This is a genomic window from Pseudomonas sp. 3-2, from assembly GCF_019710535.1.
Classification (GTDB): Bacteria; Pseudomonadota; Gammaproteobacteria; order Pseudomonadales; family Pseudomonadaceae; genus Aquipseudomonas; species Aquipseudomonas pharyngis.
Genome location: NZ_CP081200.1, coordinates 2,767,501 through 2,790,416 on the forward strand (window position 1 = coordinate 2,767,501; position 22,916 = coordinate 2,790,416).

Annotated in this window: 17 protein-coding genes and 2 rRNA genes; 10 read left to right on the forward strand and 9 right to left on the reverse strand. The window is 58.4% G+C overall.

Going from position 1 to position 22,916, the window contains the following annotated elements; genetic code table 11:
- Window positions 1–44: 44 nt before the first annotated feature.
- From K3819_RS12515 to K3819_RS12530, 4 genes are all read left to right on the forward strand, one after another.
- Window positions 45–2,935: ribosomal RNA gene (locus K3819_RS12515) — 23S ribosomal RNA — on the forward strand.
- Window positions 2,936–3,092: 157 nt separating this feature from the next.
- Window positions 3,093–3,208, forward strand: a 5S ribosomal RNA gene (gene rrf / locus K3819_RS12520).
- A 214-nt stretch (window positions 3,209–3,422) separates the two neighbouring features.
- The gene (locus tag K3819_RS12525; RefSeq protein WP_221399423.1) at window positions 3,423–4,967 is read left to right on the forward strand and encodes a class I SAM-dependent methyltransferase; all 1,545 of its coding nucleotides are present in this window, start codon (window positions 3,423–3,425) and stop codon (window positions 4,965–4,967) included.
- A gap of 178 nt (window positions 4,968–5,145) precedes the next feature.
- Complete coding sequence (locus tag K3819_RS12530; RefSeq protein WP_085610180.1) at window positions 5,146–6,678, forward strand: sensor domain-containing diguanylate cyclase; 1,533 nt, start codon at window positions 5,146–5,148, stop codon at window positions 6,676–6,678.
- On the opposite strand, the gene K3819_RS12535 is transcribed toward K3819_RS12530, so the two are convergent.
- Both K3819_RS12535 and K3819_RS12540 read right to left on the reverse strand, forming a co-directional pair.
- Window positions 6,657–7,781 (reverse strand): alkene reductase, encoded by a 1,125-nt coding sequence (locus K3819_RS12535; RefSeq protein ID WP_221399424.1) that lies wholly within the window; start codon window positions 7,779–7,781, stop codon window positions 6,657–6,659. The genes K3819_RS12530 and K3819_RS12535 overlap by 22 nt on opposite strands.
- 116 nt (window positions 7,782–7,897) lie before the next feature.
- The gene (locus K3819_RS12540) at window positions 7,898–8,575 is read right to left on the reverse strand and encodes a type 1 glutamine amidotransferase domain-containing protein (RefSeq protein ID WP_085610184.1); all 678 of its coding nucleotides are present in this window, start codon (window positions 8,573–8,575) and stop codon (window positions 7,898–7,900) included.
- Window positions 8,576–8,784: 209 nt separating this feature from the next.
- On the opposite strand from K3819_RS12540, the gene K3819_RS12545 reads away from it, so the two are divergent.
- Complete coding sequence (locus K3819_RS12545; protein WP_221399425.1) at window positions 8,785–9,369, forward strand: TetR/AcrR family transcriptional regulator; 585 nt, start codon at window positions 8,785–8,787, stop codon at window positions 9,367–9,369.
- Between the two features lie 144 nt (window positions 9,370–9,513).
- The gene (locus tag K3819_RS12550; protein ID WP_221399426.1) at window positions 9,514–11,640 is read left to right on the forward strand and encodes a TonB-dependent siderophore receptor; all 2,127 of its coding nucleotides are present in this window, start codon (window positions 9,514–9,516) and stop codon (window positions 11,638–11,640) included.
- 52 nt (window positions 11,641–11,692) lie between these two features.
- Here K3819_RS12550 and K3819_RS12555 read toward each other — a convergent pair whose 3' ends face one another.
- The 4 genes from K3819_RS12555 to K3819_RS12570 form a co-directional block, all read right to left on the reverse strand.
- A complete protein-coding gene (locus K3819_RS12555; protein ID WP_221399427.1) occupies window positions 11,693–12,649 on the reverse strand; it encodes a 2-hydroxyacid dehydrogenase in 957 nt (318 codons plus the stop codon).
- A 32-nt stretch (window positions 12,650–12,681) separates the two neighbouring features.
- Window positions 12,682–13,446 carry an SDR family oxidoreductase gene (locus K3819_RS12560; RefSeq protein WP_085610192.1) on the reverse strand — a complete coding sequence of 255 codons (765 nt, stop codon included), beginning with the start codon at window positions 13,444–13,446 and terminating at the stop codon, window positions 12,682–12,684.
- 39 nt (window positions 13,447–13,485) lie between these two features.
- Window positions 13,486–14,178, reverse strand: coding sequence for a fumarylacetoacetate hydrolase family protein (locus tag K3819_RS12565; protein WP_039771001.1), 693 nt, complete (start codon window positions 14,176–14,178; stop codon window positions 13,486–13,488).
- A gap of 99 nt (window positions 14,179–14,277) precedes the next feature.
- Window positions 14,278–15,627, reverse strand: coding sequence for an MFS transporter (locus K3819_RS12570; RefSeq protein WP_064595597.1), 1,350 nt, complete (start codon window positions 15,625–15,627; stop codon window positions 14,278–14,280).
- A gap of 588 nt (window positions 15,628–16,215) precedes the next feature.
- Between K3819_RS12570 and K3819_RS12575 the strand changes: the two genes are divergently transcribed.
- Window positions 16,216–17,148: an AraC family transcriptional regulator gene (locus K3819_RS12575; protein ID WP_221399428.1), complete on the forward strand. Its 933-nt coding sequence runs from the start codon at window positions 16,216–16,218 to the stop codon at window positions 17,146–17,148.
- Between the two features lie 4 nt (window positions 17,149–17,152).
- On the opposite strand, the gene K3819_RS12580 is transcribed toward K3819_RS12575, so the two are convergent.
- Both K3819_RS12580 and K3819_RS12585 read right to left on the reverse strand, forming a co-directional pair.
- Window positions 17,153–18,091: an AraC family transcriptional regulator gene (locus K3819_RS12580; RefSeq protein WP_221399429.1), complete on the reverse strand. Its 939-nt coding sequence runs from the start codon at window positions 18,089–18,091 to the stop codon at window positions 17,153–17,155.
- Window positions 18,092–18,112: 21 nt separating this feature from the next.
- The gene (locus K3819_RS12585; RefSeq protein ID WP_221399430.1) at window positions 18,113–18,946 is read right to left on the reverse strand and encodes an oxidoreductase; all 834 of its coding nucleotides are present in this window, start codon (window positions 18,944–18,946) and stop codon (window positions 18,113–18,115) included.
- Window positions 18,947–19,152: 206 nt separating this feature from the next.
- Between K3819_RS12585 and K3819_RS12590 the strand changes: the two genes are divergently transcribed.
- A complete protein-coding gene (locus tag K3819_RS12590) occupies window positions 19,153–20,121 on the forward strand; it encodes an alpha/beta hydrolase (protein WP_221399683.1) in 969 nt (322 codons plus the stop codon).
- 11 nt (window positions 20,122–20,132) lie between these two features.
- Here the strand turns inward: K3819_RS12590 and K3819_RS12595 are convergent, their stop codons facing one another.
- Window positions 20,133–21,011 carry a LysR substrate-binding domain-containing protein gene (locus K3819_RS12595; protein ID WP_064595608.1) on the reverse strand — a complete coding sequence of 293 codons (879 nt, stop codon included), beginning with the start codon at window positions 21,009–21,011 and terminating at the stop codon, window positions 20,133–20,135.
- A 104-nt stretch (window positions 21,012–21,115) separates the two neighbouring features.
- Between K3819_RS12595 and K3819_RS12600 the strand changes: the two genes are divergently transcribed.
- Window positions 21,116–21,541, forward strand: coding sequence for a VOC family protein (locus K3819_RS12600; protein WP_011333668.1), 426 nt, complete (start codon window positions 21,116–21,118; stop codon window positions 21,539–21,541).
- Window positions 21,542–21,654: 113 nt separating this feature from the next.
- Window positions 21,655–22,914 (forward strand): cation:dicarboxylate symporter family transporter, encoded by a 1,260-nt coding sequence (locus tag K3819_RS12605; RefSeq protein ID WP_221399431.1) that lies wholly within the window; start codon window positions 21,655–21,657, stop codon window positions 22,912–22,914.
- Window positions 22,915–22,916: the final 2 nt, after the last annotated feature.

Genomic DNA, 22,916 nt, shown 5'->3' on the forward strand with positions numbered 1-22,916 from the left:
CGAATGTCGTCTTCACAGTATAACCAGATTGCTTGGGGTTATATGGTCAAGTGAAGAAGCGCATACGGTGGATGCCTTGGCAGTCAGAGGCGATGAAAGACGTGGTAGCCTGCGAAAAGCTTCGGGGAGTCGGCAAACAGACTTTGATCCGGAGATGTCTGAATGGGGGAACCCAGCCATCACAAGATGGTTATCTTGTACTGAATACATAGGTGCAAGAGGCGAACCAGGGGAACTGAAACATCTAAGTACCCTGAGGAAAAGAAATCAACCGAGATTCCCTTAGTAGTGGCGAGCGAACGGGGACTAGCCCTTAAGTGGCTTTGAGATTAGCGGAACGCTCTGGAAAGTGCGGCCATAGTGGGTGATAGCCCTGTACGCGAAAGTCTCTTAGTCATGAAATCGAGTAGGACGGAGCACGAGAAACTTTGTCTGAATATGGGGGGACCATCCTCCAAGGCTAAATACTACTGACTGACCGATAGTGAACTAGTACCGTGAGGGAAAGGCGAAAAGAACCCCGGAGAGGGGAGTGAAATAGATCCTGAAACCGTATGCGTACAAGCAGTGGGAGCAGACTTTGTTCTGTGACTGCGTACCTTTTGTATAATGGGTCAGCGACTTATTTTCAGTGGCGAGCTTAACCGAATAGGGGAGGCGTAGCGAAAGCGAGTCTTAATAGGGCGTCTAGTCGCTGGGAATAGACCCGAAACCGGGCGATCTATCCATGGGCAGGTTGAAGGTTAGGTAACACTGACTGGAGGACCGAACCGACTACCGTTGAAAAGTTAGCGGATGACCTGTGGATCGGAGTGAAAGGCTAATCAAGCTCGGAGATAGCTGGTTCTCCTCGAAAGCTATTTAGGTAGCGCCTCATGTATCACTGTAGGGGGTAGAGCACTGTTTCGGCTAGGGGGTCATCCCGACTTACCAAACCGATGCAAACTCCGAATACCTACAAGTGCCGAGCATGGGAGACACACGGCGGGTGCTAACGTCCGTCGTGAAAAGGGAAACAACCCAGACCGTCAGCTAAGGTCCCAAAGTTATGGTTAAGTGGGAAACGATGTGGGAAGGCTTAGACAGCTAGGAGGTTGGCTTAGAAGCAGCCACCCTTTAAAGAAAGCGTAATAGCTCACTAGTCGAGTCGGCCTGCGCGGAAGATGTAACGGGGCTCAAACCATACACCGAAGCTACGGGTATCACGCAAGTGATGCGGTAGAGGAGCGTTCTGTAAGCCTGTGAAGGTGAGTTGAGAAGCTTGCTGGAGGTATCAGAAGTGCGAATGCTGACATGAGTAACGACAATGGGTGTGAAAAACACCCACGCCGAAAGACCAAGGTTTCCTGCGCAACGTTAATCGACGCAGGGTTAGTCGGTCCCTAAGGCGAGGCTGAAAAGCGTAGTCGATGGAAAACAGGTTAATATTCCTGTACTTCTGGTTATTGCGATGGAGGGACGGAGAAGGCTAGGCCAGCTTGGCGTTGGTTGTCCAAGTTTAAGGTGGTAGGCTGAAATCTTAGGTAAATCCGGGGTTTCAAGGCCGAGAGCTGATGACGAGTTGCCTTTAGGCGACGAAGTGGTTGATGCCATGCTTCCAAGAAAAGCTTCTAAGCTTCAGATAACCAGGAACCGTACCCCAAACCGACACAGGTGGTTGGGTAGAGAATACCAAGGCGCTTGAGAGAACTCGGGTGAAGGAACTAGGCAAAATGGCACCGTAACTTCGGGAGAAGGTGCGCCGGTGAGGGTGAAGCACTTGCTGCGTAAGCCCACGCCGGTCGAAGATACCAGGCCGCTGCGACTGTTTATTAAAAACACAGCACTCTGCAAACACGAAAGTGGACGTATAGGGTGTGACGCCTGCCCGGTGCCGGAAGGTTAATTGATGGGGTTAGCTAACGCGAAGCTCTTGATCGAAGCCCCGGTAAACGGCGGCCGTAACTATAACGGTCCTAAGGTAGCGAAATTCCTTGTCGGGTAAGTTCCGACCTGCACGAATGGCGTAACGATGGCGGCGCTGTCTCCACCCGAGACTCAGTGAAATTGAAATCGCTGTGAAGATGCAGTGTATCCGCGGCTAGACGGAAAGACCCCGTGAACCTTTACTATAGCTTTGCACTGGACTTTGAATTTGCTTGTGTAGGATAGGTGGGAGGCTTTGAAGCGTGGACGCCAGTTCGCGTGGAGCCATCCTTGAAATACCACCCTGGCAACTTTGAGGTTCTAACTCAGGTCCGTTATCCGGATCGAGGACAGTGTATGGTGGGTAGTTTGACTGGGGCGGTCTCCTCCTAAAGAGTAACGGAGGAGTACGAAGGTGCGCTCAGACCGGTCGGAAATCGGTCGTAGAGTATAAAGGCAAAAGCGCGCTTGACTGCGAGACAGACACGTCGAGCAGGTACGAAAGTAGGTCTTAGTGATCCGGTGGTTCTGTATGGAAGGGCCATCGCTCAACGGATAAAAGGTACTCCGGGGATAACAGGCTGATACCGCCCAAGAGTTCATATCGACGGCGGTGTTTGGCACCTCGATGTCGGCTCATCACATCCTGGGGCTGAAGCCGGTCCCAAGGGTATGGCTGTTCGCCATTTAAAGTGGTACGCGAGCTGGGTTTAGAACGTCGTGAGACAGTTCGGTCCCTATCTGCCGTGGACGTTTGAGATTTGAGAGGGGCTGCTCCTAGTACGAGAGGACCGGAGTGGACGAACCTCTGGTGTTCCGGTTGTCACGCCAGTGGCATTGCCGGGTAGCTATGTTCGGGAAAGATAACCGCTGAAAGCATCTAAGCGGGAAACTTGCCTCAAGATGAGATCTCACTGGAACCTTGAGTTCCCTGAAGGGCCGTCGAAGACTACGACGTTGATAGGTTGGGTGTGTAAGCGCTGTGAGGCGTTGAGCTAACCAATACTAATTGCCCGTGAGGCTTGACCATATAACACCCAAGCAATCTGTAGACTCGAAAGAGACCAGATTGCGGTGTGTGAAGACGAAAATGAACCGAAAGTTCGACGCTCACAAAACACCGACAGCTGTCACATACCCAATTTGCTGAAGCGAGACCATCCGGTCACGAGTCAGTACCCGAATTTCTTGACGACCATAGAGCGTTGGAACCACCTGATCCCATCCCGAACTCAGAAGTGAAACGATGCATCGCCGATGGTAGTGTGGGGTTTCCCCATGTGAGAGTAGGTCATCGTCAAGATTAAATTCCGAAACCCCAATTGCGAAAGCAGTTGGGGTTTTGTTTTGCCTGCAGGAAAAGGCTCGGCCATTTCTCGATTTAGATTCTTGAGGAAGCGACGCTGCAGGTGTTTATCCAGGAGGGCGTTTGCCTGATCACTTTCCTCTTGTGATACGCCATGGCTACCCCGTATAAGAGCGACTTTCACTTCCGATATAAGAAAAAGGGTGCACGCATGAGCAATGCTTGGAACGAGGGATATTTCACGGACGAAGGCTACACCTACAGTTATAGCCGGGAAATCAATCCGGTTTTCCAGCGTTATTGTCTGCTGTTGCGCGGATTCGCCACGCTGGAGAGTAGCGACGGCTACCACTGTGAGCTTGGTTTTGGTCAGGGTGTTTCGATCAACATCCATGCGGCGGGTAATCCGGGCTCTTATGTCGGCACCGACTTTCACCCAGGCCAGGCGTCCCATGCCATTGCTCTGGCCAGCGACTGGGGCAGCGATGCGCGACTGTATGACGACAGCTTCGAGCAGTTGCTAGCCCGTCATGATTTGCCTCAGTTCGACAGTATCAGCCTGCATGGCATCTGGACTTGGGTCAGCCGCGATAACCACAAGTTGATCGTCGAATTCGCCCGTCGTCATCTCAAGCCTGGTGGCCTGCTGTACGTCAGCTACAACTGCTTCCCGGGCTGGTCGCCCCAGGCACCCTTGCGCCAACTGTTCAGTCTGCACGACCGTTTCGCCAGCCAGGCCTCTGCACGTCCTGATCAACGTATCGACGCTGCGCTGCAGTTTTCCGAAGCGCTGCTGGCTGCAAATCCTAAATATGCCAACTCGGCGCCAGGGTTGGACGCCAAGCTGCAGAGCATCAAGGGCCAGGATCGCCAGTACGTCGCCCATGAGTACTTCAACCGCGATTGGAACTGCATGTATTTCACCGACGTGGTGGATGCCCTGGCCCCCGCCAAGCTTGATTACGTTACGACAGCCGTGCCGCTGGACTCCGTCGATCCGCTCAACCTGACCGCCGAAGGCATGGACTTTCTGGAAGGCATTGAGCACCCGGTCATGCGTGAGCAGGCGCGCGACTATTTTGTGAACCAGAGTTTCCGCCGGGACCTTTATGTGCGCGGCGCCAACAGACTATCTGCTACCGAGCACCGCGAGCGTATGCTCAGCACGCGCTTCGTCCTGTTGCAGGCAGCCGACAGCGTGCCGGCCAACGTCACCGGTCCGGCAGGCGCAGCGACGCTGCAGGCAGAGATTTATGGCCCGGTACTCGCAGCACTGGCGGATGACGCCTATGTGCCGAAGACCTTGCGGCATTTGCTGGATCTTTTGACCTCGCTGGCTTATGGCGATGTGGAACAGGCTCTCAACGTATTGATCGGCATGGGGGCCGTGGCGCCGTGTCAGAGCGAAGCAGCCGAAAAACTGGTGCAGGCCCGCTGCAATACCCTCAACCTGCAGCTTTGCAAGCGTTCGTTGTATGGCCACAAGATTCAGACCCTGGCGAGTCCGGTGACCGGAGGTGGGGTGACGGTCAGTCGCTTCCAGCAGCTGTTTCTGATATCGATCAAGCAGGGCAAAAAGCACCCGGCTGAATGGGCGCAGTTGGCATGGGGCATCATCGGCGGCCAGGGCGAAGGTCTCCTCAAGGACGGCAGGGCCCTGACCACCGCGGAAGAAAACCTTGCCGAATTGACCGCGCAGGCTCAAGCGTTTGCCGAGAGTACGCTGGTGATTCTCAAGGCTTTGAAAATCGTCTAGAGACGAGGGACGGCAAGACACCCTCGCGTTGCCTGCCGTCGTCCGGGGCATTTCGGATTCTTGCGCAAAACCAGAGCGACAGCACCGCGGCTGACGTGCTGACAAGGACGCGCGGTCGATGTAATGCCCCGATCAAATAATAGCGGTGACGGAAACCGGACTTTCCATAGGTACTGAAGTGAAGCGTGATACTCACCTTGTAATGCTCTTGCTGTTGGTAATCGGCTGTTCCCTGGCATCGCTGACCATCTGGAAGATACTGGGCTCTCGGGATCGAGCACTGGATGAAGTCAATGTCCACGGGTTGAACCTGACGCAGGCACTTGCGACGTATTCCGAGGGCATTGTCCGGCAGAGCTCGCTGCTTCTGCTCGGACTCGTCGAACGTCTGGAAACCGAAGGCAGTGGCCCAGCGCAAATCGAACGGCTCAAGACTTTGATCAACCGGCAGCGACCGCTGATGCCGCAGCTCAGTGGCATCACTATTTACGACAACAAAGGTCACTGGTTGATGTCATCCAACCGGCCGATTCCTGTCGGTGCCAACAGCAGTGACCGAGCCTATTTCATTCATCACCGTGACGATCCATCTCGCGAGCCCTTCATCGGCCCGCCCATCCGCAGTCGTTCGAATCAGGAGTGGGTGATCACGATCAGCCGGCGTTTCAATGACGATCGCGGAGAGTTTGCCGGTGTGGTGTCGGTCACCCTTGGGGTGGAAAACTTTCTGCGTCTGTTCGGCCAGCTCGATATAGGGCAGGAGGGCGCCATTGGCTTGTCCTACACCGATGGCACGCTGCTGGTCCGTTACCCTTTCCGTGAACAGGACATGGGGCGCAACTTCTCCAATTCGCCGATCTATGCGAAGTACCTGGTGGACAAATCGGTTGGCACTGCATCCTTCACGTCCAGTCTCGACGGCGTGGAACGGCTCTATGCCTTTCGCAAGAGTGAAACGCTGCCGCTGATCACTACGGTTGCGCTCGGTAAGCGCGAAGCCCTGGCGGCGTGGCGATTTGAAGCGCTGTTGTCGATCGGTGTGGTTACCACATTGCTGGGTCTCACCGGTGTTATCGGCTGGTTTTTGATTCTGGATATTCGTCGCCGGACGCAGGTGGAAGGTGAGTTGCGCGATACTCAACAACAGCTGCTCGGCACGAACCGGCAACTTGAGCTGTTGGCAATGAAGGATGCGCTGACAGGCCTGGCCAATCGGCGATGTTTCGATCAGACCCTGGCGATGGAAGCGCGCCGGGCGAAGCGTGACGCAACTTCGTTGGCGTTGCTGATGATTGATCTCGACTATTTCAAACTGTTCAACGACGCCGAAGGGCACATTGCCGGCGATGCCTGTCTGCAGCAGGTGGCCAAGGTGCTTGAGACCTGCGTGCGCAGACCATCGGACCTGGTGGCGCGTTACGGGGGGGAAGAAATGGCGGTGATCATGCCCGATACCGACAGTGACGGCGCAGCGGTCGTGGCGCAAATGATCCTGAAACGCTTGGCGCAAGAGCCTATCGCTCACCGGACCAGTCCATTCGGCCGAGTGAGTGTGAGTATCGGCATCGCGGCCGCCACCGGATCGCAACTGGACACGGTACAAGGCCTGATCGCTGCGGCAGATCAGGCGCTGTATCAAGCCAAAGGGGCGGGCCGCAATCAGCTCGCCAAAAGTGTCGCCAGCGAGAGCTACTCTCCGTACACCGGGTAATCCACATAGCCTTCGGCATGGCCGCCATACACCGTGGCCGGGTTCAGCGAATTCAGCGGCCAGCCATTGGCGATCCGCGCGGGCAGGTCCGGGTTGGCCATGAACGGGCGACCGAAAGCCACGAGGTCCGCCAGTCCGGATTCAAGCAACCGCGCACCGCTTTCGGCGTTGTAGCGGCCCGCGTAGATGATCGCGCCGCTGAAGGTGTCGCGTACTGCTCGACGGAAGGTTTCCGGCATCACTGGCGCGTCGTCCCAGTCGGCTTCGGCGATGGACAGGTAGGCGATGCCGACGTCTTGCAGCACCTTGATCGCTTCGATGTAGGTGGTGTGAGGGTCTTCCTCGACCATACCCAGATAAGTCCGCGCTTCATCGGTGGTGGTGAACAGCGGCGCGAAGCGCACGCCGACCTTTTCCTTGCCGATGCATTCGGCGACGCCGCCCACCACTTCGCGCAGAAAGCGCAGACGGTTATGCAGCGAACCGCCGTATTGATCGGTGCGCAGGTTGCTGTGGGCGGAGATGAACTGGTTCACCAAGTAGCCATTGGCGCAGTGCAACTCGATACCGTCGAAACCGGCATCCATGGCATTGCGCGCCGCCCGGATGTACAGCTGAACCAGTTCCTGGACTTCATCGGTGGTCAGCGCTCGAGGCGCGGACGGCGGAACCAGAGCGCCCACACCGGGCGCGGTTTCGATGAACACACTGACCCGGTCGGTGGCGATGGCGGAGGCCGACACCGGGGCGTCGCCATTGGGTTGCAGGGCATTATGGGAGACGCGACCGACATGCCATAACTGCGCGAAAATCACGCCGTCACTGGCGTGGACAGCCTCGGTGACCTTGCGCCAACCGGCAATTTGCTCAGGTGTATGAATGCCCGGGGTCCAGGCGTAACCCTGGCCACGGGGTTCGATCTGGGTGCCTTCAGTCACCAGCAAACCGGCACCGGCACGTTGCTGGTAATACTCGGCCATCAATTCATTGGCGACATTGCCCGGTTGGGTGCTGCGCTGGCGGGTGAGGGGCGGCAGGACTATGCGGTTTTTCAGAGTGTGGTGGCCAAGGGTGGCCGGGGTGAAGAAACGGCTGTTGTTCATGGATGCATCCTGTCCACGGGTTTATTAGACCAGTCGACTATTTGGTGGGCGAAAAAAAGAACACCGTGCAACACGCACACGGTGTTCGAATCAAGCTGAAGGAGCGGAGTGACGCCTCAGCCGAGCAGTTTCAACAGTTGTTCGGCGACAGCCGCCGAGCTGGCAGGATTCTGGCCGGTGACCAGTTTTCCATCAGTCACCACATGAACCTGCCAATCCGCAACTTTGGAATAGCGACCGCCAAGACGCTGGAACTCGTCTTCGATCAGGAACGGCACTACGTCCGTCAAACCGACGGCTGCTTCTTCGGAATTGGTGAAACCGGTCACTTCGCGGTGCTGGATCAGCGGTTTACCTTCTGCGTCGACGACATGACGCAGCACCCCCGGCGCATGGCAGACGAAGCCATGGGGCTTGTTGCTGCGCGCGAAGGCTTCGATCAGGGCAATCGAATGCTTGTCTTCGGCCAGGTCCCAGAGCGGGCCATGGCCACCTGGATAAAACACGGCATCGAAATCTTCGGCGCGGACATCGGCCAAGCGGCCGGTGTTCGCCAGTGCCTGCTGGGCCGCAGGATCCTGGCGGAAGCGATCGGTTTCAGCCGTCTGAGCATCGGGCTCGTCGCTCTTCGGATCCAGCGGTGGCTGACCGCCGGCGGGCGAAACCAGGGTGACGTCGGCGCCGGCGTCCTTGAAGGCGTAGTAGGGGGCGGCGAACTCTTCGAGCCAGAAGCCGGTTTTCTTGCCGGTGTTGCCGAGTTGATCGTGGGAAGTCAAAACCATCAAGATTTTCATAGAGCACCCTGGGTAGGTCTGGCGGCGTTCATGAGCAAGGGATTCGCGCAGGATCGACACCGGGAAAAGGTTTGTCGGGGCGCAGCATAGTTTCCAATTAGACCAGTCGTCTAGTAATTTTTTCTCTAAAGCTTTTTCATGGACAGGTGTGGCAAACTCGCGTTCCTTTGAGATAAACGACTGGTCTATTGCCTGGTAATTCGTGCCCCATGAAACCGACCTACGACGACACCCGCCAACATTTGCTCGACACCGGCCACCGGATGATGGCCGAGAAAGGCTTCACCAGTGTTGGCCTGAACGAGATCCTGCAGACCGCCGGCGTGCCCAAGGGCTCGTTCTATCACTACTTCAAATCCAAGGAACTGTACGGCCAGGCCTTGCTCGAGGATTACTTCGTCAACTATCTGGCCGACATGGAGCGACGCCTGACGCTGCCCGGCCTGAGCGCCCACGAACGGCTGATGGATTACTGGCAGGGCTGGCAGGATCGCTGCACCCTGGAAGGCCATGGCGACGAATGCCTGGTGGTGAAACTCAGTGCCGAGGTGGCTGACCTTTCCGAAACCATGCGCCTGACCTTGCGTGATGGTGCCGAGCGAGTGGTGGCGCGCATCACCGAGTGCATCGAACAGGGCCAGGTCGAAAAAAGCCTGCCACAGGGCGATGCCCGACAACTGGCCGAAACGCTGTATCAGCTGTGGCTGGGGGCCAGTTTGCTGAACAAACTGCAACGCACAGGACAGTCGTTGAGTACGTCGATGGCGACTACGAAACGCCTGTTGAGCGTGTGAGAAAGCAATAGACGCAAGCGGTCGAGAGTCAGTTGCACAAACGAATGGGAATGCCTATCAATTGCGCGGCGGGTGGTATACCATCCGCCGCGTTTTGCTGGCAGTTATCCCCTTCGTTCTGGCCTATCTGTAAGGTTCTCCCCCATGCGTCGAACTCTGCTGTCCATCTGTGTGTTGCAAACGTTGTCTCCCTTTGCGTGGGCCGAGCCATCCGATTCAACGGCGTCAGTGCTGGAGCTGGAGGCAACCGATGTGGTCGGTACCGCGGATTACGAAAGAGCGGACGGCCCGGTACACGGATATCGCGCGACCCGTTCGGCCAGTGCCACGCGGACCGATACCTCGATCCATGAAACCCCGCAGTCGATCAGTGTCGTCACCAAAGATGCGGTCGAAGACATCGGCGCCACTCGGCTGCAGGACGCACTGGATTACGCGGGCGGAGTAGGGCGAGCCAACAATTTCGGCGGCCAGGGACTGACCACGTTCACCGTGCGCGGATTCACCACCGGCGAGTTCTACCGCAATGGTTTCCCGATCAACCGCGGTTATCCGAACATGCCGGATGCCAACACCATCGAGCGTCTTGAGGTCCTGCGCGGGCCGGCGACCATGCTCTACGGTCGTGGCGATCCGGGCGGGACCTTCAATGTCGTTTCCAAACAACCGTTGCCCGAGCGCACGGTCACACTCGGCAGCCAGTTGAATGACCAAGGCATGCGGCGGGGTACGCTGGATGCTTCCGGCCCGCTTGATGAAGAGGGGCGTCTGGCCTATCGCCTGAACGTGGTGGGCGAGGGCGGCGATACCTTCCGCGATCACGTCGAAACCGAACGCTACGGCGTGACCCCGGTACTGACCTGGCAAGCCAGCGATGACACCCGAGTGATCTTCGAGGGTGACTTCATGCGCAACAACCATCCGCTGGACCGGGGCGCGACGCGTTATCCACGGCAGATCGGCACCGCCTCCCGCGACACCTTTTTCGGTGAACCGGACGCTGGCAAGTTGCACAACGACAACAACATGGCGCAATTGCGCTTCGAGCATGTGCTCAATGAAGACTGGACGCTTGGCGGTGGCTTCCAGTGGCTCGACGGAACCTTGCAGGGCAATGCCATCGAAGCCAACGGCATTGCCGCCGACGGCCGGACCCTGGGACGAAATTTCAACTACCGCAAGCTGGAGTGGACGGACAAGGACACCCAACTCAACCTGACCGGTCACTTCTCCACGGGCGGCCTGCAGCACACATTGCTGACCGGTATCGAATACGAGGACTACGACTACCAGTCGATCATCCAGCGCTCCAGCGGCGCGGTAAGTGCGTATCCGATCGACATCTTCAATCCGGTCTATGGGCAGCCTCGTCCGGCACTGACGCGCACCCCGACCCACGACAAGGAAAATCTCAAGACCTACGCCGCGTTCGTACAGGACCAGGTGGCCCTGACCGATCGGCTGAAAGTTCTGGCCGGCGCACGTTTCGAACGCTTCGAACACGACTACGAAACCTACGTGCCCGGCGGCAAGAACTGGCAGGCCAGTGACAATGCCGTCACGCCCCGCGTCGGTGTGACCTACGACCTGACCGACGCCCTCGCGGTCTACGCGGACACCGCGCGTTCTTTCAAACCCAATACCGGCGCGAGTCGCCAGGGTGGCGGCTTTGAACCGGAGAAAGGCAAATCCTGGGAGATGGGGATCAAATGGGAGGCGCTGGATCATCAGTTGAGCGTCGACGCGGCGATCTATCAGATTGAAAAGCGCAATGTCCTGACCACTGACCCGGTGGACTCGACTTTCAGCGTGGCTGCCGGGGAAGTGCGCAGCCGAGGATTTGACCTCAATGTCGCCGGCAACCTGACCCCCGAGTGGCGTGTCATCGGGGGGTACGCCTACGTCGATGCCGAGGTGACCAAGGACAACGTGATCCGCTCCGGCACGCGACTGATGAACATCCCGAAAAACAGCTTCAGCCTGCTCAATGTCTATGAGTTCCAGGACGGTGCCCTCAGTGGTCTGGGTCTGGGAACAGGCCTCAAATATGTCGATGAGCGCGCGGGGCAAACGGCGAACACCGCGTTCTCGATGGGGAGCTATACCGTTGTCGACCTGCTGAGCTACTACAAGGTCAATGACAAGGTACGTGTCAATCTCGACCTGAAGAACCTCTTTGACCGGGACTACGACGAGGGCGCATTCGGTAACGTCTACGCCTATCCGGGGGCACCGAGAACGGTGCAGGTCGGCATTTCTTACACGTTGTAGTTGGGGGCTGGAATCTGTCATCGGGGGCTGCGGCCCCCGATGACTGTAAGGCTCAGCCGGTCACACACCCTTGCGGAGTCTTTCCGGCAAAACTGTCCACCAGGCTCGCCACGACCATCTCGCCCATGCGGGTGCGGGTCTGCAGGGTCGCGCTGGCGCGATGCGGTTGCAGCACCACTTGTTCCTGGGCAAACAAGGCTTCAGGCACGTTGGGCTCGTCGACGAAAACATCCAGTGCCGCACCCGCGATCTCACCGGCCGTCAGGGCCGCCACCAGATCGGTTTCGTTGACCAGTTTTCCTCGGGCGACGTTGATCAGGTAGCCGCCCTTGCCCAGGGCCTGCAGCACGGAGGCATCGATGATGGCTTCGGCCTTGTCGGCGGCCGCCGCGAGAATCAGCGCATCACTGTTGCGGGCCAGTTGCTTGAGGTCGGCGATGAAGGTGTGGCTGACATCGCTCATCGGTTGCAGATCGGTGTAGCTGATCGGACAGCCAAACGCGGCCGCCCGGGTGGCGACCGCTCGGCCGACCCGACCCATGCCCACGATGCCGATCCGCATGCCGGACACCTGCCGCGCCAAAGGCAGCGGGGCCAGTGGCGTCGGGCTCTGCGGCCACTGGCCCGAGCGCACGTAACGGTCACTGGTACACAGCCCACGGCACACAGCGATCAGCAAGCCGATGGCCAGGTCGGCCACGTCTTCGGTCAGTGCGCCGATGGTCGCGGTCACGCGGATTCCGCGATCCCTGGCGTAGGCCAGATCAACCGCATCGGTGCCGACACCGTTGACCGCCACCACTTCCAGTTTGGGTAATTGCGCCATCAACGCCTGGCTGATGCCCGTGTGCCCACCCGTGATGACGCCGCGAATGTTGGCGCCGTGTTCCTGCAAATACGCCGCTTTGTCGGCCTGCTCGAAATAACGCCTGATCGTGAACAGTTCGCCGAGACGGGCATTGATTTGCGGAATCAGGATCGGGCTCAGCTGCAAGACTTCTGGCTTCATGTAAACCTCACTTACGCAATAAAAAAGCCGGCTTAACCGCGGCCGGCAAACGGCATGGCAGTGGCCATGACGGTCATGTTCAGGACGTTGGCCGACAGGGGCAGCCCGGCGATGTAGCGCACGGCGTCGGCGACATGCTTGACGTCGACCATCGGCTCCACGGCGATGCTGCCATTGGCCTGGCGCACGCCTTTGGTCATGCGCACCGACATTTCGGTCAAGGCATTGCCGATATCGATCTGGCTGCAGGCGATATTGAATTCCCGACCATCCAGCGCCAGTGATTTGGTCAATCCCAATACCGCGTGTTTGCTGGCGGTGTATGCGCTGCTGAAAGGACGCGGGGTGTGTGCCGAAATCGAACCGTTGTTGATGATGCGTCCGCCTTGGGGCTGTTGCCGGCGCATGAGCCCGAACGCGCCACGGGCGCAGAGAAAAACCCCGTTGAGGTTGGTGTCGATCACGTTTCGCCACTGCTCGAACGTCAGTTCATCCAGCGGCACGGCAGGGGCATTGACCCCGGCGTTGTTGAAGACCACGTCCAGGCGTCCGTAGACTTCGGCAATGGTTGCAAACAGCTGATCGACACTGGCGGGGTCGCGTACATCGGTGGGAACCGCCAGCGCTTCGCGGCCTTCGCTGGCCGCCAGATCAACCAAGGCCTGCAAGGGTTCGGGCCGGCGCCCGGCCAGCACCAGGGTGTATCCGTCGGCCAGCAGGCCCAGGGCTACGGAACGGCCGATCCCGCTGCCGGCGCCGGTCACCAGGGCAACTTTCAAAGATTGAGTGTCAGACATCTTGTTGTTCTCCTTTTTTCCAATCACTTAAGGACAGACTCAAGGCCGTGGGCCGACGCGCATTTCGAGTTGGCCAATGCCGTCGATCCCGGCGCTGATGACGTCGCCGGGTTGCAAGACATCGACGCCGGCGGGGCTGCCGGTCATGATCAGGTCGCCGGCCTTGAGTGTTACGGATTGCGAGATACGGCTGATGACTTCACTCACCGACCAGATCTGGCTGTCGAGACGATCGCGCTGGCGTTCTTCACCGTTCACGCTCAACCATAATTCCCCTTCGAGCCGACCGGTCCGGGTGACCGGCACAATGGCGGTCATCGGTGCGGCGCCGTCAAACACCTTGGCACCTTCCCATGGCAAGCCGTCGCGCTTGGCCAGGCGCTGTACGTCACGACGGGTCAGGTCCAGTCCGGCGGCGTAGCCCCAGACATAGGCCAGCGCCTGGCTCTCTGGGATCTGCGCGCCGCCTTCGCCGATGGCCACGACCAGCTCGATTTCATGGGCAAACTCTTCGGTCAGTGACGGGAAGATCACTTCGCCGGCAGCGTCCACCACGCTGCTTGCCGGTTTCATGAAGAACACCGGTGGCTGGCGCGGCTGGCCCAGGGTGTCCGGCCACGGGTAGTTGCGGCCGACGCAGAACACGCGTCCGACGGGAAAGCGTTGCTCGCTGCCGACAATCGGCAAGGTCACTGGCAGATCCGGGGTAAAGACGTATTCGGTCATGTTCATCCTGCTGGAAGTCCTGTGTGAGAGTGCAGCGTACGGCGGCAATCGCTGGCGAAGTTGGACGAAAGCCGCCTCCAATTGGAGAAAACAGTTGTTCTGGCTTCAGCGCGTTTTCAACTCGATGCGGTACAGGCGACCGAGCAGCAATGAGTAGGAGAGAGTGCCGATCAGCGCCACGGCACCGATGAACCAGAACGCCCAGGCGAACGAGCCGGTGGCGTGGACGATGGCGCCGATCACGATCGGGGTCACAATGCCGCCGATGTTGGCGGCCAGGCTGGTGATCCCGCCGGTCAGCCCGATCAGTTCCTTGGGCGCCACCTCCGACACCGCCGCCCACGAAGACGACGCGATGCCCTGAGCGAAAAAGGCAATGGTCAGCACGGCGATGCAGATGACGTTCGAGTCAGTGAAGTTCACCAGCACGATCGACATGCCCAGCATCGACCCGACCACCAGCGGCAATTTCCGGGCGAAAGACATTGAATAACCACGACGGATCAACAGGTCGGACACGATGCCGGCGAGCAGGATGCCGACCGTTGCGCCCACGAAGGGCATCACGGCAAAGATCCCGGCCTTGATCGTGGTCAGATGGCGTTCTTCAATCAGATAGGTCGGGAACCAGGTGAGGAAGAAGTACAGCGCCGAGGTGCTGGCGAACTTGCCGATGCAAATGGCCCAGACCTGGCGATAGCTGAACAGCTCGGCGATCTGCCGCCAGTTGAAACGGGTGCGTTCCTGGCTGCTCTTGACCAGCCCGCCGCCGGCCTCGATGTATTTCAACTCTTCTTTGCTGACCTTCTTGCAGTTCAGCGGATCGCGATACAGATACAGCCACAGCACACCAAAGACGATGCCAAGCGCGCCGGTGCTGTAGAAGACATGGCGCCAGTCAAAGGTTGTGGCCAGCCACAGCAGGGCACCGGTAAACAGTGCCGTGCCCAGGTACTGCCCGCAGACGTAAATGCTGCTGGCCAGGCCCCGTTCCCGCGCCGGGAACCACACAGTCACCGCACGGCTGTTGGCCGGAAATGCCGGCGCTTCCATCGCCCCGACGGCCAGGCGCAGGCCGAACAGCGAAGCGAATCCCGTGGCGAAGCCTTGAAACACCGTGACGGTCGACCAACTGATCAGTGAAACCCCATAGGTGAAGCGTGAGCCGAAGCGGTCGGCGATAAATCCGGCCGGCACCAGAGCGAGTGCGTAGGTCCAGGCAAAGGCAGAGAAGATCAGCCCCATTTCAATCTTGTCCAGGCCCAGGTCCTTGGCCATGAACGGGGCGGCGATCGAGATGTTCACCCGGTCGATGTAATTGATGATCGTCGCAATCAGCAGCAGCGAGAGCATGAACCAGCGTCGCCGCGTCGGCAGTCGCCGGGATGACACGGCGTCCCTGTCGGCGGCAATCAAAGGGGGCGCGGTGGTTTGAGAGGTGTGCGAATTCGACATGAGTGGACCTCGTTATTGTTAGAAGTGTCGAGTTGTTTTCGGACAGCCGACGCCGTTGCCCGCTGTCCGCAGGCAAGGCAATCGAAAGTTGAAACGAATGGCACAAAACGGCCAGGGTCAGACGTTCAGGGACGTCTTCCGGCTGGCATCGTCGGTAAAGGCTGGGGAGGGGCGGCGGGGAGCAATAGCGGATTCATGACGTGCGCACCTTCTGTTGTTTTTGAAAGAGGTTGGGCGTGGGAAATACAGTGGTCGTACAACCTCTCGAAATCAATCAAGGTGTTAGATCATTTTTTCCGGAGAAGGGCGCGTCGGATAAACCTGTCCAAAAAAATCCACACAGTGAATTTTCCAGATGCTCTCTGGTTTGCCTTCTATCCGACTGTTTTTAAACGGAAAAAACAATGACTTTGCGGTCGCGTTTTTTGGACAGGGATCATTGGCAGTGGCGGTGTAGAAAAAACACTGAGTCTGGTGTCATCGTATGACTGCTTGAAGGGCCGGCGCCGAACCTTCAAGATGGACCTCGCCGATAACTCGGTAACGCCAGGAAAACCTGCCCAAGTACCTGTCGAGGATGCTCAACAAATGACGTCACAATGCCGTGTGCCCACCTACGTCATGCAGCAACGCAGCGAGATGATGGATTTCTACATTCGTGACAAAAAAGGTCGCCGCGCCGAGACTGGCCCGCACCGACACGAATACTTCCAGATCCAGATCAACCTCGGTGGCGACACGGTGCAGCACATTGGCAACGCGGTTCGTCCGTTTCCGCGTAACGCACTGGCATTCATCCTGCCGCACCGTGTGCACGTGATCCCGCATCCGGTGGACAGCAATTTCATGGTGATCAACTTTTCCCAGACCTTTCTGTTGCCGCATTTGCAGTGCGACCCGATGGATCTGGAGGAGGTATCGATTCTCCTGGCGCCAGAACTGTCGCCGTTCCGCTTTCAGGAACATCTGGATTTCATTCTGGGGAGTGAGGATTTCAACGAGGTCTGTGACTTGATCGAACAGATGCGCAGACTGGACGAGAATCGTCAGTTCGGTACACGCGAAGTGCTCAAGGGATTGCTGCTGCAACTGGTGGGCAAGGTGTGCGTCCTGTATGCCGAACCGCTCAAGCGCCTGGCGGAAGAAAACGCAGCACAGGCCAGTCGACGGGATGCACTGAGCCGGATGTTCGAGTATCTGCGCAAGAACATTGCCGACCCCGATCTCAATCTGATCAAGGTGGCGGCGGCGACCTTTCTGTCACCGACCTATCTCACGCACTGGCTGCGCAAGGAAATCGGCAAGACCTTCACCGAGCTGGTGCTGGAACGCAGAATGCACGCGGCGCGCAATTACCTGCTCAATGGAACCCGGCCAGTGGGCGAGGTGGCGAGGCTGTGTGGTTTTGCGGATGAAGCTTACTTCTCCCGGCGTTTTCGCCAGATTCACGGCCAGCCACCTGGACAGTTCCGCCGTCGGCAACTGGACCCCGACAGCCCGCAGTCACCTGTAGAGGCTTGATCGGCTAATGCGACGAAACATAATCCGAGGCCGACGTCGGCGCAGGCAACGCATACGTTGCCTTCATCCACTCGATCTCTGCTTGCGGCGTTCGGCCGAAAAAACGTTTGAACTCGCGGCTGAACTGCGAAGCGCTTTCATAGCCGACACTGAACGCCGCCGCTGACGCAGTCATGGCGTGGCGCAACATCAGCAGACGCGCCTGATGCAGGCGCGTCGACTTCAGGTATTGCATGGGCGAGGCGTCCGTCACGCTGCGAAAATGCAGGTGAAAACTGGGCACGCTCATGCTCGCTTCGCGGGCCAGTTGCTCGACGTCAAGACGCTCCTGATAGCTGCTGTGGATCTTGCGGATCGCCCGCGTCACCTTGCCGAAGTGCCCTTGCCGATTGAGTGCGGCGCGCATCGAGCCGCCTTGTTCGCCGGTCAGGATGCGGTAGTAGATTTCCCGCAACAGCGACGGCCCCAATATCTGCGCCTCACCCGCAATACTCATGGCTTCGAGAAAGCGCAGTGTCGATGCGCGCAGGCGGTCGCCCATCGGCGAGGCGAACATGCCTTTTGGTTGAGCATCGCTCGGGCCGTGAACCTCATCCACTTGCTGCATCAACTCGCTGGCCACCTGGAAATCGAGTTGCATATAAATCGCGAGCATCGGTTCGGCTTCCGAGGCATCGGTCTCCATGGTGAAGGGAATCGGAACCGACACCACCAGGTAGTGCTGGGCGTCATAGACGTAGATGTCATCGCCCAGATACCCGCGTTTCTGTCCCTGACAGAGAATCACGATGCCGGGGTCGTACAGCACCGGCGTGCGGGTCAGTGGTCGGTTCGAGCGCAGGAAGCGCACGCCCTCCAACGCACTGAGGTTATAGCCTTCGACCGGTGCCAGCGTCTCCATGAGCTGCACCATGCGCGACGTGCCTGGGTCGGCCTGTTTCATCGGGTTCTCTCTGTGGGCCGTTCAATGGTCGGTGGAGCGGCTCAGCGTTTCCCATTGATTGATCTCGCTGGCGGCACGTTTCAGCTTGTCGCGCACCAGGTTCAATGCATCGCTGCCCAGCAACAGATGCGCTGGCGGAGCAGGGCTGGCGATGATCTGCAACATCGCCAGCGCCGCTTTGCGCGGATCACCGAGTTGCTTGCCGCTTTTGTCTTCGCGGGCCTTGCGCACCGGATCGAAACTGGCGTCATAGTCGGCGATGCTGCGCGGCGTGCGCTGCATCGAACGACCGGCCCAGTCGGTCCGAAATGAACCCGGTGCGACGGCGGTCACGAAGATATTGAACGGCGCCAGTTCCTTGCTCAGGGTATCGGAGATGCCTTCGAGCGCAAACTTGCTGCCGCAGTAGTACGCGATACCCGGCATGGTGATTGTGCCGCCCATCGACGTGATATTGAGAATATGGCCCGCCCGCCGCTGGCGAAAGAACGGCACAAACGCCTTGGTCACCGCGACCGCGCCGAACACATTCACGTCGAACTGGCGGCGCATGTCCTCCAGTGGCGACTCCTCGAAAATGCCTTCGTGGCCGTAGCCGGCGTTGTTGATCAGCACATCGACCGGACCGTGGGTCGCTTCCACAGTCGCCACGACACCCTCAATCCGGTCGAAGTCCGTGACATCCAGCAGCACGCCGTACGCGTTGCCGCTGGACAGCGCCTGAAAGGCTTGCAGGTCGGCTTCGTTGCGCACGGTGCCGATGACGCGGTGGCCGGCAGCCAGCGCTTCCTTGGCCAGCGCGTGGCCGAAGCCGCTGCTGACGCCGGTGATGAAGAGGGTTTTGGTGGTGGTCATGACGGGCTCCAGTGAATGCGGTTTCAGCTCATGGTATCCATCGAAGAAACACTCACCTATGTCGGTTTGTCTTTGATCATTGCCTATTCCTATCAACAGGGCGAGATGACGGCCGATGAACTTTTTGCGTAGCTCCAGGCATCCAGGCTGGAACAGACTGCAACCGCTGATATCCTGCGCAACAACCGCCGATGAGCCAGGACGAAATGAAGACATCAACCCGTTGGCCCGCAGACGATAACGAGTTGGCGCAATTGCGCGCGTTCAACCGCAAGCTTGCCCGGCTGCCGCGATTTCGCATCCGCAATCGCATCACGCCACGGGCGATTCAGTTGCTGTTGCGCCTAAGCCAATTGGGCGGCGCAAGAAAGTTGCTCAAGCACGGGCTCGAGGCCGAACGAAAAGTGGTGGGTGTCGACGGCGCATCAGTGCCGGTGCGGATTATTCGGCCAAAGACAAAGGCCAAAGGCGTAGTGCTGGATTTCCATGGCGGCGGCTGGGTCATCGGCAACGCGCAGATGAACGACCCCCTCAATATCGCCATGGTGAAAGCCTGCGACGTGGCAGTGGTCTCGGTCGATTATCGGCTTGTGGTCTCGACTCCGATCGAGGGCGTCATGCAGGACTGCCTCACGGCGGCCCGCTGGCTGCTGAGCGATGACTGCCGCGAGTTTGCGAACCTGCCCGTCATCGTCGTGGGCGAGTCGGCAGGCGGCCACCTCGCCGCCGCGACCCTGCTGCAACTCAAACAGTGGCCGGACCTGCTCGAACGGGTGAGCGGGGCGCTGCTGTATTACGGCGTCTACGACCTGAGCGGAACCCCCAGCGTACGCAACGCCGGGCCCGATACCTTGCTGCTGGACGGGCCGGGGATGGTTGAAGCGCTGCAAATGCTCACTCCGGGATTGAACGATGAAGAACGCCGGCAGGCGCCGTTGTCACCGCTGTACGGTGACTTCACCGGTTTTCCGCCAGCGTTGATGTTTGCTGCGCAACTGGATCCGCTCAGGGATGACACGCTTGAGTTGGCTGAGCGTTGGGGCAGGGCGGCGGAAGTGGAGGTGCATCTGTTGCCGGAAACCGCACATGGGGTGATTCATTTTCCGCTGGGGTTGGCGGGGAAAGTGCTTGGGTATAGTCGTGCGTGGGTTGCGGGGCGGGTTGTTGAGGGGTGAGCCATCGACCCTCACTCAGCCGCCACCTTGAATTGCTCGAGAATAAGTTCAGCCAATGTCCTGACAGGCTCGGTGAAACTTCGCCGAGGCCTGTGCACCAGTCCGATATCACGATGGAAGGTGTGTTGGCCGAGATCAAGCGCCCGCACACCTGACGGCCATTGCTGATGGGTGGCCGTCTGCGGCACGAGCGCGACCCCTACGCCATTTTCCACCAGCCTGATGATGGCCTCCAGCTCATCCAGCTCAGAGACTTCACGCAAAGTGAAATGCATCTGTCGCAGGAAACGATCGACCTGCCTGCCGCCGAAGGAGGAGCGGTCATAGCGAATGAACGGCAGGCTTGAGAGCAGTTCGATCCAGTCTTCTCCCGGTACGTCCTTGGGCACGATCAGACGGTAGGGCTCAAGCGCCAGCGTGGTCCAGCGCAGATCGCTTTGAAGCGAGAAGGGCGGCCGAATGATCGCCGCCATGTCGATTTCGCCAGTATCCACCAGGTTCACCAGCTCCATGGAAAGACCGGGCACGACACGCGTTCGGCATTCCGGGCACTGCTGGTGAAACCTGGCGAGTGCGTCCGGGAGAAACGATCGCTGGACTGAGGCGATTGCGCCGACGTTGACCAGAATGCTGGTGGAAAGACCGACGGTGGTCGATCCCAGGTTGTCGTAAAGACGAAGCAGCTCCTGCGCCTGAAGCAGGACTTGCTGGCCCATCCTGTTGAGGTGGGCCGAACGTCCTTTTCTGTCGAATATTTCAAAGCCAAGTTCGGCTTCCAGACGTTGAATCTGGGCACTCACCGCTGCCTGGGTGAGGCCGATCCGGTTGCCGGCCGCAGCGAAAGTGCCTTCCCGGGCGACGGCAATAAGGGTCTTGAGTTCTTTGATCATTCACAAATATTAGTTGTGTTTCTGAGAAATATATATTGATTTTTTTGCTGTCAGTGTCGCCCTACGATGTGCTCATCAACCACAAAAAACGTATCGGAGTCCTGATGAGCCTTTCACCCTTTCACCTCGCCATCCCCGTTTACAACCTGGCCGCAGCCCGCACTTTTTACGGTGAAGTCTTCGGCCTGGAAGAGGGGCGTTCCAGCAACCAGTGGGTCGACTTCAACTTTTACGGGCACCAACTGGTGATTCACGAGCACCCGAAAACCGCGTCTCAGGAAAGCGTTCACAGCAACCCGGTCGACGGGCACGACGTTCCTGTTCCTCACTTCGGCATCATCCTGGGATGGGAAGAGTGGGAAGCGCTGGCAGAGCGCCTCAAGTCTTTCGGTACCGAATTTGTGATCGAACCTTACATTCGATTCAAAGGACAGGTTGGCGAGCAAGCCACCATGTTCCTGTTCGACCCTTGCGGCAATGCCCTCGAATTCAAGGCCTTCAAAGATATGAGTCAGCTCTTCGCCAAGTAAGAAACGCAATGGCACAACGGCGTTGTGCCATTTGATCTCAAGTGAGCTGGAAGCTCATGACTCTAGCAACTGCCGATTGATGCAGTCCTTTCATTCCAACAAGAAGGCTAGACATGAAACGTATTCCCCTGGTGTGGCAAATCGTTGCCGGGCTGTTGCTTGGCGTGCTCGTTGGTTGGTACTTCAATACCCATCCGCAGTATCAGTCGTGGGTCAGCACGGAGATCCTGAAACCGCTTGGCGATATCTTCATCAAGATGATGAAGATGGTGGTCGTGCCTATCGTGTTCTGTTGCATGATCCTGGGTATCGCCGGAGGCGGGGATAACAAGTCGTTCGGCCGGATGGGCATCAAGTCGCTGGGCTATTTCTTTGCGATCACCGGTCTGGCCATCGTGATCGGCCTGTGTTTCGCGAACCTTTTCGAACCCGGTACGGGCACCGATATTTCGGGCATCGCACACGGTGCTGCCGCCATCACGATGGAGCCTTCGAAGGGCGCGCTCGTGATTATGCAAAACATCGTTCCGGATAACGTTCTGGTGGCGATGTCCGAGGCGAAGTTGCTTTCGGTGCTGTTCTTCGCGGTGTTGTTCGGTGTCGCGCTCAACGCATTGCCCAGGGAGAAAAGTGCACCTGTGGTTGCGCTGGTCCAAGGCATTTCAGATGCGATGTTCAGGATCGTCTCGATCGTCATGGCCTATGCCCCGATAGGGGTGTTCGGCATGATCGGTGCGACCGTCGCGACCTTCGGCTTTGCCTCTTTGCTGCCCTTGCTCAAGTTGATTGGAGTGGTCTATCTGGCGCTGATCGTCTTTGCATTGGTGGTACTCGGAGGAATCAGTTACCTGATCGGCGAGAACATCTTCAAGTTGATCAGGTATTTCCGCGACGAGTTGATTCTTGCGTTCTCCAGTGCTGCCTCTGCAGCGGTCATGCCGCAGTTGATGAGCAAGCTGGAGAACTACGGCGTACCACGGCGCATTGTCAGTTTTGTGGTGCCAGTGGGGTACGCGTTCAACCTCGATGGCGCGTCGATCTTCCTCGGCGTGGCGACAATTTTCATCGCCCAGCTTTATGGAATCGATCTGTCGCTTTCTCAGGAAATTCTGCTGGTGGTGACCATGGTGCTGACCTCTAAAGGTGCTGCCGGGGTGCCTGGATTCGCCATCGTCATCCTGTCGGCCACGTTGGCGTCTGCCGGTCTCCCGCTGGAGGGCGTGGCACTGATCGCCGGTATCTTCAGGATTATCGACAGCGGCACCACCACCCTGAATGTGTTGGGCAATGCGATTGCGCCCCTGGTGATCGCCAAGTGGGAGAGGGTGACTCTTGAGCCTTCGCGTACCCGCCCGGACGTACAAAAGGCCTGACG